The sequence below is a fragment of the Stenotrophomonas pictorum JCM 9942 genome, assembly GCF_001310775.1.
In the GTDB taxonomy this organism is placed as follows: Bacteria; Pseudomonadota; Gammaproteobacteria; order Xanthomonadales; family Xanthomonadaceae; genus Stenotrophomonas; species Stenotrophomonas pictorum.
Genome location: NZ_BAZI01000078.1, coordinates 1 through 9,740, shown reverse-complemented (window position 1 = coordinate 9,740; position 9,740 = coordinate 1). Strand labels below are relative to the sequence as shown.

Below are 9,740 nucleotides of genomic sequence, written 5' to 3'. Positions count from 1 at the left end.
CGATTGGCCTGGTCGACAAGGTCGCCGCCCCGGCGGTGCTGGTCGATGCGGCCATCGCGCTGCTGCAGACCGGCGTGACCCGCCCGTTCAAGCAGCGCGCCACCGCCTGGGCCACCAATACCTTCCTGGCCCGCAAGCTCCTGGCCCCGCAGATGGCCAAGCAGGTCGCGCGCAAGGCCAAGAAGGACCAGTACCCGGCGCCCTACGCGCTGATCAGCACCTGGGAGCGCAGCGGCGGCAGCCCGATCCAGAAGCGTCTGGACGCCGAGCGCCGCGCCGTGGTCAAACTGGCCAGCAGCCCGACCGCGCGCAATCTGATCCGCATCTTCTTCCTGACCGAACGGCTCAAGGGTCTGGGCGGCAAGGATTCGGGCATCAAGCACGTGCATGTGGTCGGTGCCGGCGTGATGGGCGGCGATATCGCCGCATGGGCGGCCTACAAGGGCTTCAACGTCACCCTGCAGGACCGCGAGCAACGCTTCATCGACCCGGCCATGACCCGCGCGCAGGCGCTGTTCGATAAGAAAGTGAAAGACCCGGCCAAACGCCCGGAAGTCGTCGCGCGGCTGAAGGCCGATCTGGCCGGTGACGGCGTGGCCGTGGCCGATCTGGTGATCGAGGCGATCATCGAGAACCCGGAAGCCAAGCGTGCGCTGTACCAGACGCTGGAGCCGAAGATGAAGGCCGGCGCGCTGTTGAGCACAAATACCTCGTCGATTCCGCTGGTCGAACTACGTGACCACATCCAGCGACCGGCGCAGTTTGCCGGCCTGCACTACTTCAATCCCGTGGCACAGATGCCGCTGGTGGAGATCATCCACCACGACGGCATGGCCCCGGAAACCGAAAGACGCCTGGCTGCGTTCTGCAAGGCGCTGGGCAAGTTCCCGGTGCCCGTGGCCGGCACCCCGGGCTTCCTGGTCAACCGCGTGCTGTTCCCGTACATGCTCGAAGCCGCCACCGCGTATGCCGAAGGCATTCCCGGTCCGGTGATCGACAAGGCAGCGGTCAAGTTCGGCATGCCGATGGGCCCGATTGAACTGCTCGATACGGTGGGTCTGGACGTGGCGGCAGGCGTGGGCAAGGAGCTGGCGCCGTTCCTGGGCCTGCAGATCCCGGCCGCGCTGGCGACCGTCGAGCCGAACAAGCGCGGCAAGAAGGATGGCCAGGGCATCTATAAGTGGGAAAACGGCCGCGCGGTGAAGCCGGAAGTGGCCAAGGACTACCAGGCGCCGTCGGATCTGGAAGATCGCCTGATCCTGCCGTTGCTCAACGAGGCGGTGGCCTGCCTGCACGACGGGGTGGTCGCCGATGCCGACCTGCTCGATGCGGGCGTGATCTTCGGCACCGGCTTTGCCCCCTTCCGCGGCGGCCCGATCCAGCACATCCGCGCCGCCGGTGCCGATGGCTTGGTGGAAAAGCTCAAGACCCTGCAGGGCCGTTATGGCGACCGCTTCGCGCCGCGGCCGGGCTGGGAGCTGCCGGTACTGCGCGAACCGGTGGCCTGATCCGGGGCGGGACCATAAAGAAAAACGGAGCCTGACGGCTCCGTTTTTCTTGCGGATGGACCGCGACGCTAAAAGGCAGGCAATCGACGACGCTGACGTCACTGACCTCGGCGGGAGGCCCGCAACCGGATTGATGCAGGCGTCGCGGCGCCGGCTGCTCTCGCACACTCAGCGATGCACCGCGCCATGATGCCCCTGACGATCCGGCCCATGCGCATGGTCTTTGTGATCGTGATCGTGATCGTGATCGTGATCGTCCGCAGTCTGCGGCTTCACCTGCGCGCAGTCATCGCCGCAGTGGTCCACCTCCACCTGCAGCGTCACATGGTCGATGCCGAAACGCGCGTGCAACAGGGCGGCCAGTTGCCGGCGCAACACGTCCGCCTCCTGCCCGTCACGCATCACCACATGCGCGGTCAACGCCGGCGTGCTGGAAGCCAGCGCCCACACGTGCAGATCGTGGATGTCGGCAACCCCGGGCTGCTCCCGCAGCACCTGTCCCACATCGGCCAGCACCACGCCGTTGGGAACCCCTTCGAGCAACACATTGATCGCATCGCGCAGCAGCACCCAGGTGCGTGGCAGCACCCACAGTCCGATCAGTACCGCCAGGATCGGATCGACCAGGGTCCAGCCGGTGAAATGGATGACCAGACCGCCGGCGATCACCGTCACCGAGCCGAGCATGTCGCTCCATACTTCCAGATAGGCGCCCTTGACGTTCAGGCTCTCGCCACTGCCGGCGCTGAGCAGGCGCATCGCGATCAGATTGACCAGCAGGCCGAACGCGGCCACCCACATCATGCCACTGGAGGCGATGGCCTGCGGCTGCTGGAAGCGCTGCACGGCCTCTACAAGGATGTAGACGCCAACTCCGGCCAGCAACAGGCCGTTGACCACCGCACCGAGCGCCTCCAGCCGGGCGTAACCATAGGTCCGCCGCACATCGGGCGGGCGTCGGCTCAGCCGCACCGCGGTCAGGGCGATCATCAGGCCGATCGCATCGGTGGCCATGTGCGCCGCGTCGGACAGCAGCGCCAGGCTGTTGGTCCAGAACGCCCCGATGACCTCGACCACCAGATAGGAGGTGGTCAGCCCCAACGCCCACCACAGGGGCTTCTCGTGGCGGATCTCGCTGGGCAGGTGATTGTGGTCGTGGCTCATGATCGACTCCGGGAAACCGGGTCAGCTTAGTCAGCCGCCAGCGGCGGAGACTATTACATCGCCGCTGCGGCCATCCCTCAGCGTGGGCCGAGCACCGCTTCCAGATCCTTGCCCTGCGGCATGCCCGAGCGCAGCTGCACGAGGCCGCTGACATCCTTGAACACGATGCCCGGCGTGCCCTGGAAGCCCAGTTCAAGCATCGCCATCTCATTGGCGCGCAGCTTGGCCTGCACCTCGGCCGGGACCGTCGGCGCCGGCTTGATGCCGCCCTTGGCGAAGTTGCGCTCGTTCTCCAGCAACGCATCCACGGGCGACGCGGCACCGAGGATCGCGGCGGCCTTGTTGGCGCTGTCCTCGCGGATCACACCGACCAGGATCTGCCGGATCTGCACTTTGCCCGATTCCACCCACGGTCGCGCCGCCTGCCAGAAGTGGTTGCAGTACGGGCAATTGGGGTCACTGAAGGAATAGATGATGCGCGGCGCATCGGCCTTGCCCTCGGCGATCCAGTGGCTGCCCTCCACTGCGGCCCATGCCTTCTGCCCCATCGGCCCCTGTACCAGCTCCTTGAGTTTGGCAGCGCTCACATCCTCGCCCTTGGCGTTGACCAGCGTGCCGACCACCGCGTACTGGCCATCGGCCGAGACATACACCGCCAACGGTTCCTGCCCGGCCACACCGGCATAGCCGGTCAGGCCGACCGGCGTTTCGAACGTGCCCATGAACTCCACGCCCTGCGCGCGCAGGGTCTTGACCACCGCCGGCTCTGCGGCGGTATCGGCGGATTCCTTCGCGGCAACCGGTACCGCCGCCGGGGCGGCGTCACGGGCGCTGGCGGCCGGAGCCAGCAAGGCGGCCGAGAGCAGAAGCAGCGCGGGACGGGAACGGATCATCATCAACCTCGGAATGGAACGTTTATTGGATCTCGCGCACGCGGGCTTCCAGCGTGGCACGTGAAAGTTCACCCATATGGGCGCGGACCAGACGCCCGTTGGCGTCAAAGAACAAGGTGGTGGGCAGCGCGCGGGCGCCGGTCTGGCGCATGACCTCCGACTCGGCATCCAGCAGCACATTGGCCGGCGACATCTGTTCGGCGTGCAGGTAGTCCAGCACCTCCTGCGCCACTTCGCCCTGGTTGGCGAACACGAAATTCACCGCCGGATGCGCCTGCTGCGCCTGCACCAGCACCGGCATCTCGCGCCGGCACGGGCCGCACCAGGTCGCCCACAGATTCAGCACCAATGGGCGCCCCTTGTAACGGTCAAGCGGAACCGGCGCCCCCTGCAGATCCGCCAGCACCGCCACGGGCATGCTCACCGTAGATCGCTGCACCGCGAACAACACCATGCCGCCGATCAGCCAGAACGCGGCACCGGCCACCAGCCCCAGCAGCACCGGCTTGCGCGGCACCGGATGGCGCGTCTTCCAGAGCGCGTACAGGGCAGCGACCACGATCCCGGCAGTGATGGAGAAACCGCCATCGCCCAAGCGGATAATCGATACCGGATCGGCAAGATAATCGGGCAGATGCCACAGCACATGCACCAGCCGGGCCGCCAGCAATCCGCACAGGAACGCATCCAGCACGATCGCCCCAACACGGCTGCGCAGGCCGCCAGCGTCGGCGGTCACTCCCCGCGCCAAGCCCCAGGCCACTGCCAGCGCCGCCAGTGCGACCAGCGCCATCAAGGGAAATGGACCGGCACTGATCACGACACACGCTCCACAGCGCTGACAGGCCTGTCAGGTAGGAGTCGTGGAAGCGATCGGCCCGCGCCGGCAGGTTGTGCGAGCAGAAAAGCAGAAGTCATGGTTAACAGCATGGACGAAAGCAGCCAATTCAGGCTGAACCAACCCCCGCAGTGGCCCCACCGAATAGCCATGAAGCTCACGCTCGGGACAGTTGGAGATCATGGCGCATCCTCGATCGCCAGTTGGGCGAAACGGATGCAATCGTGCAGACACATTCGAACCTGCACTCCTGCTTGCGGAGTACCGCTCCAGCACACCGCTCAAGGTCTCGCTGCTTCCGCCCAAGGCCTGCCTGGACACGCGAAGCCGCCGCAAGTGCTGAGCACTTGCCTCATGGCCCGATAGCCGCGCACTGCGGGTACACCTGTCCGTATCGCCTTGCTCGAGACCTACATCCTGTCAGGATCCAGACGTCACAGCGCAGATCGACCAGCGCCTTGCCGGGTAAATTCTCGGAAACAGACGCACCGCTTGCATCGTGATCTTCCGAGCCGCCAATACAGACGGATATGCCGATAGATCGCGATGCAGCTCAGACATCGCGCCAGCCCACCGCAGCGTTGTAACGGGCTTCCTATTGATTCTGCTCAGACCAGATTGCAGAGCGTGGGTGATGGGCCGGAATACCGCAACCCGCCACATCAATGCAGACAGCGTGCACGGTGCCGGGCCGGCAAGTCGACAGTAGGCACAATCATCTCGCGCCCGAGTTATCCCTCGGCATGCCTGCTTAACCGTTGCCACCCCGACGACAGGGTTTACGCCGCCACATTGCGAACTCACCGGCCAAAACAGGACAGCCCCGGCGGACCGGGGCTGTCTTGGTGACCGGATACGGCCGGACGCGGCTTAGAAGTTGCGCGGACCGCGCGGCTTGAAGCCACCGTCACGACGCGGGCCGCCCGGGCCACCGGGACGACCGGCCGGCTTCGGCCCGCTCTTGCTGAAGCGCGGCTTGAACGACGGCGCGGCGCCGCCCTGCTCTTCGCCTTCCTCAACCCGGCGCATCTGCAACTGCTGGCCGGACACCCAGACCTTCTTCAGGTGCTGCAGCACATCGCTGGGCATTTCCGCCGGCAGATCCAGTACCGAGTGGTCATCATGGATGTCGATGCGGCCGATGAAACGGCTTTCCAGCCCGGCCTCGTTGGCGATCGCGCCGACGATGTTGGCCGGTTTCACACCGTGCATATGGCCCACTTCGATACGGAAGGTTTCCATGCCGACTTCCGGGGCACTGCGCGGCGCCATTTCACGACGCGGACGCTCACCGAACTCGCCTTCGCCACGCGGCGGACGCGGAGCACGCTCGCCCTCGTCATGCCGCGGAGCACGCTCGAAACGCGGCTCGAACCGGGCCGGACGCTCGCCACGCTCCTCACGACGCGGGAAACCGCCGTCACGCGCCGGACGTTCGTTGCGGCCAGCCGGCTGCTCGCGCATCCCGGTACGCACCGGCGGCGCCAGCAGGAACGGAGTATCGCCCTGCAGCAGCTTGGCCAGCGCGGCAGCGATGTCGATCGCCGGCACGTTGTTTTCACTTTCGTAGCGCTGCACCAGATCACGGTAGAAATCGGTGTCGCCGGAGGCCATCGCCTGGCCGATGCGCTCCAGGAACTTGGTGACGCGGTGATCGTTGACCGCATCCACGCTCGGCAGCTGCATTTCCTCGATCGGCTGGCGCGTGGCGCGCTCGATCGAGCGCAACATGCCCTTTTCGCGCGGAGTGACGAACAGGATCGCCTCGCCGCTGCGACCGGCACGGCCGGTACGGCCGATACGGTGCACGTAGCTTTCCGTGTCGTACGGGATGTCGTAGTTCAGCACGTGACTGATCCGCTCCACGTCCAGGCCACGGGCGGCCACATCGGTGGCGACCAGGATGTCGAGCTTGCCTTCCTTCAACTGCTGGATGGTGCGCTCACGCTGGGCCTGCTGCATGTCGCCATTGATGGCGGCGGCGGCCATGCCACGGGCCTGCAGCTTTTCGGCCAGCTCTTCGGTGGCGGCCTTGGTACGCGCGAAGACGATCATCGCGTCGAAGGGTTCCACTTCCAGGATGCGGGTCAGTGCATCGAGCTTGTGCATGCCGGCCACCCACCAGTAGCGCTGGCGGATGTTGGCCGAGGTGGTGGTCTTGGATTGGATGGTCACTTCCACCGGATTGCGCAGGTAGGTCTGCGCGATGCGACGGATGGCCGACGGCATGGTGGCCGAGAACAGCGCGACCTGGCGCTGCTCCGGCAGCTTCTTGAGCACGGCCTCGACATCGTCGATGAAGCCCATGCGCAGCATTTCGTCGGCTTCGTCGAGCACCAGCGTCTTGAGCTCGGACAGGTCCAGCGTGCCGCGGTTGAGGTGATCGATCACGCGACCGGGGGTGCCGACCACGACGTGCACGCCGCGGCGCAGGGCCGACAGCTGCTGGCCGTAGGGCTGGCCACCGTAGACCGGCAGCACGCGGAAGCCGGGCATGGCGACCGAATAGCTCTGGAACGCTTCGGCGACCTGAATGGCCAGCTCGCGGGTCGGTGCCAGCACCAGGACCTGGGGCTTGGTGGCGGAAAGGTCGATATTGGACAGCACCGGCAGCGCGAAAGCACCGGTCTTGCCGGTACCGGTCTGCGCCTGGCCAAGTACGTCACGGCCTTCCAGCATTGCCGGGATGGTGGCAGCCTGGATGGGGGACGGGGATTCGTAGCCGACTGCGGCTACCGCCTTCATCACAGACTCGGAAAGACCGAGATCTGCGAACAGCAGCGGTGCGGGGGATTCTTGGGACATGGGTAACTCCGGGGGCCACACCGCGAACGGGCGGGCGAAAAGACGCATATTGTGCGCCCAAATGCACTGCGTTGTCGCGGGGCGGGCGCATGGCCGTTCAGCTGGCGCAAGCACTCGGCCGCCCGGGCGGCCTGCAATTGGCGCACAATAACGCCCGTTTTATCGTGGGAACACCATGCAGACCATCGAATTCGAGCTGGACCGTGAATACGTCGAACTGAAGCAGCTGCTGAAGCTGACGGATCTGGTTTCCAGTGGCGGTGAAGCCAAAGTGATTATCGGCGAGGGCCAGGTCCAGGTCGATGGCGCGGTGGAACTGCGCAAGGCGTGCAAGATCCGCGCCGGCCAGCAGGTGCAGCTGGGCGATGTGCTGATCCGGGTGACCGGGGAGGCCTGAGCCGCCCCGCCCTGTTCACAGGGACTGCCGCTGGGTCAGATGGGCGGCAATCATTTTCCGGAAGGGAGCCACGCCATGGGCCGCGCGCAGCGCCGCGCCCCGCAGCAGACGCGCGGGCAGGCGGCTGTCGTTGTAGAGGCTGACAATGGCATTGGTCGCCTCGTACAGCGGCCGCGCTGCCAGCCGATGGCCGCGCTCATACCGGGCTAGCAGCGCCTTTGCACCGATATCGGCACCGGCCTCGGCGGTGCGACGCAGCTGCTGCGCCAGCCGGTGCTGGCTCTGCAGCCCCAGATTGAACCCATGGGCGGTCACCGGGTGCATGCCAACGGCTGCATCGCCGATCAGGGCATAGCGCGGACCGGCGAAACGCTGCGCGTAGACCCCCACCAGCGGATACACATGGCGGGTTCCCGCCAGCTGCATCTGTCCCAGCCGTTGCTCGAAGAAACCGGTGACGGTGCGGCCGAACTGTCCCTCCTCCATCGCCATCAGCGCTTGCAGCTTCTGGGGCGGCAGGGTGATCACGGCCGAAGCCTGATCGCCGGGCAGCGGCAGCATCGCCAGGGTGCGTTCATACCCGAACCACTCCCACGCCTCGTGCCGGTGCGGACGCTCACAGTGCAGCCGGCAAACCAGCATCGACTTGCCGAAATCGCGCATCTGCGCGCCGATGCCCATCATCCGCCGGGTCGCCGAGAAGCGGCTGTCGGCGGCCACCACCAGCCGCGCCGCCAACTGCCGGCCATCGGCCAAGGTGACGGTATTGGCCTCGACGCCGGGCGTGATCGCAGTGACCGAGGTGCCATCGATCACCTCCAGCCCGGCCTGGGCCTGCACGGACTTCCAAGCCGCGCGGCGGATCAGGTGATTGGGCAGCAGCCAGCCCAGCTCGGCCACCCCCTCGCGTTCGGCCGCAAACCCCAGCGCGAACGGCGAGGTGCCGTTCATCACCCGGGCACGACGCAACGGGGAAATCTCGCCCGGCGCGATCCGCTGCCAGATGCCCAGTGTCTGCAGGATCTGCCGGGACGCGTGGGTCAAGGCGATCTCGCGACCGTCGAATGCCGGAGTGGCCAATGCCGTCTGCGGCTGCTGTTCGACCAGCGCCACCGACAACCCACTGCCGGCCAGACTGCGGGTCAAGCACAACCCGGCCGGGCCCGCCCCCACCACCAGCACATCCACGCTCTGCATCACCTGCTCCCTCGTTCCTGTCCCGGTGCAGGCTAAGACCGCCTCCGCCACAAGACATTGATCTGGATCAGGTCAACAACGGCCACACCAGCATTCCGATACCGGCCATCGCCACGCCCCAGACCAGGCTGCGGAGGTAGGGAATACCGGCAGCGTACAGCGGCACGTAGAGCACCCGCGCCCAGAGGTACAGCTGTGCGCCCAGCGCGGTGGAGGGGTTCTGCCTGTGCAGCAGCACCACCGCCAATACCGCTGCGGCGAACAACGGGAAGGTTTCCAGGAAATTGGCCCAGGCCCGCTGCAGGCGCGCCGCCGCCCCGGTCAGGGGAGGCGCCCGGCCATCACGGGCCGACACGTTCCATTTGAGCCCGCGCTGTGATGTGCTGGCAGTGGCTGCCAGCAGCATCTGCAAGATTCCCAGCACCACCGCCCAGCCCAGCGCGCGGATTTCGATATCCATCGTCCCCTCCTCGCATGAATGCGTGGGGCTGGCCGTGGGCCAGGCCCCGCCTGACCTACAACACCGGATCAGCCGGCCGCCGCTCTGACGCTGTAGCCGGACACCCGCCACACCTTGTCTTCGTCCAGCCGGAAGGACACCAGCTCACGCACCGGCTGGGCGTTGTTGGCAAAGCGGGTGGGAAAACTGACGTTGAGGTAGATGCCCTCCGGTACCGGGGCGCCGGCGGGATACTGCACACGGGTGATGGACGGCTTGCCCCGCGCCACCAGTGCCCCGAGCTTGGCCCGGTCGGCGCTCACGCTGCTGGCGAACAGGTCGCGGGAAACGGCCTTGCGGGCGGCCGGGGATGCACCGTCCCAGACCTGGGCGGCCTGGTTGGCATCGATCATCTGCGCCACGCGCTGTGCAGCGCGGGTCATCTCCGCATCCTGCCGGGCCTGTTGCGCCTGCTGGGCGGGCGTCAGCGCCGGGGCGG

The 9,740-nt window shown here is 66.6% G+C and carries 9 protein-coding genes; 2 read left to right on the top strand and 7 right to left on the bottom strand.

The window, feature by feature from the left end:
• On the top strand, window positions 1-1,508 hold a 1,508-nt coding region (locus JCM9942_RS06235), incomplete at its 5' end, for a 3-hydroxyacyl-CoA dehydrogenase NAD-binding domain-containing protein (RefSeq protein ID WP_054658484.1).
• A gap of 168 nt (window positions 1,509-1,676) precedes the next feature.
• On the opposite strand, the gene JCM9942_RS06230 is transcribed toward JCM9942_RS06235, so the two are convergent.
• From JCM9942_RS06230 to JCM9942_RS06215, 4 genes are all read right to left on the bottom strand, one after another.
• Window positions 1,677-2,672: a cation diffusion facilitator family transporter gene (locus JCM9942_RS06230; RefSeq protein WP_054658482.1), complete on the bottom strand. Its 996-nt coding sequence runs from the start codon at window positions 2,670-2,672 to the stop codon at window positions 1,677-1,679.
• Window positions 2,673-2,749: 77 nt separating this feature from the next.
• On the bottom strand, window positions 2,750-3,565 hold the full coding sequence (dsbG, locus tag JCM9942_RS06225; RefSeq protein WP_241772750.1) for a thiol:disulfide interchange protein DsbG: 816 nt from the start codon (window positions 3,563-3,565) through the stop codon (window positions 2,750-2,752).
• Window positions 3,566-3,587: 22 nt separating this feature from the next.
• The gene (locus tag JCM9942_RS06220; protein ID WP_054658478.1) at window positions 3,588-4,385 is read right to left on the bottom strand and encodes a TlpA disulfide reductase family protein; all 798 of its coding nucleotides are present in this window, start codon (window positions 4,383-4,385) and stop codon (window positions 3,588-3,590) included.
• 888 nt (window positions 4,386-5,273) lie between these two features.
• The gene (locus JCM9942_RS06215; protein ID WP_054658476.1) at window positions 5,274-7,208 is read right to left on the bottom strand and encodes a DEAD/DEAH box helicase; all 1,935 of its coding nucleotides are present in this window, start codon (window positions 7,206-7,208) and stop codon (window positions 5,274-5,276) included.
• A 175-nt stretch (window positions 7,209-7,383) separates the two neighbouring features.
• Between JCM9942_RS06215 and JCM9942_RS06210 the strand changes: the two genes are divergently transcribed.
• Window positions 7,384-7,605 (top strand): RNA-binding S4 domain-containing protein, encoded by a 222-nt coding sequence (locus JCM9942_RS06210; protein ID WP_054658474.1) that lies wholly within the window; start codon window positions 7,384-7,386, stop codon window positions 7,603-7,605.
• 15 nt (window positions 7,606-7,620) lie between these two features.
• Here the strand turns inward: JCM9942_RS06210 and ubiM are convergent, their stop codons facing one another.
• The 3 genes from ubiM to JCM9942_RS06195 form a co-directional block, all read right to left on the bottom strand.
• Window positions 7,621-8,802 (bottom strand): 5-demethoxyubiquinol-8 5-hydroxylase UbiM, encoded by a 1,182-nt coding sequence (gene ubiM / locus JCM9942_RS06205; protein ID WP_054658471.1) that lies wholly within the window; start codon window positions 8,800-8,802, stop codon window positions 7,621-7,623.
• Window positions 8,803-8,869: 67 nt separating this feature from the next.
• Window positions 8,870-9,262 (bottom strand): MAPEG family protein, encoded by a 393-nt coding sequence (locus JCM9942_RS06200; RefSeq protein WP_054658469.1) that lies wholly within the window; start codon window positions 9,260-9,262, stop codon window positions 8,870-8,872.
• Window positions 9,263-9,330: 68 nt separating this feature from the next.
• On the bottom strand, window positions 9,331-9,740 hold a 410-nt coding region (locus JCM9942_RS06195; RefSeq protein WP_054658467.1), incomplete at its 5' end, for a DUF4019 domain-containing protein.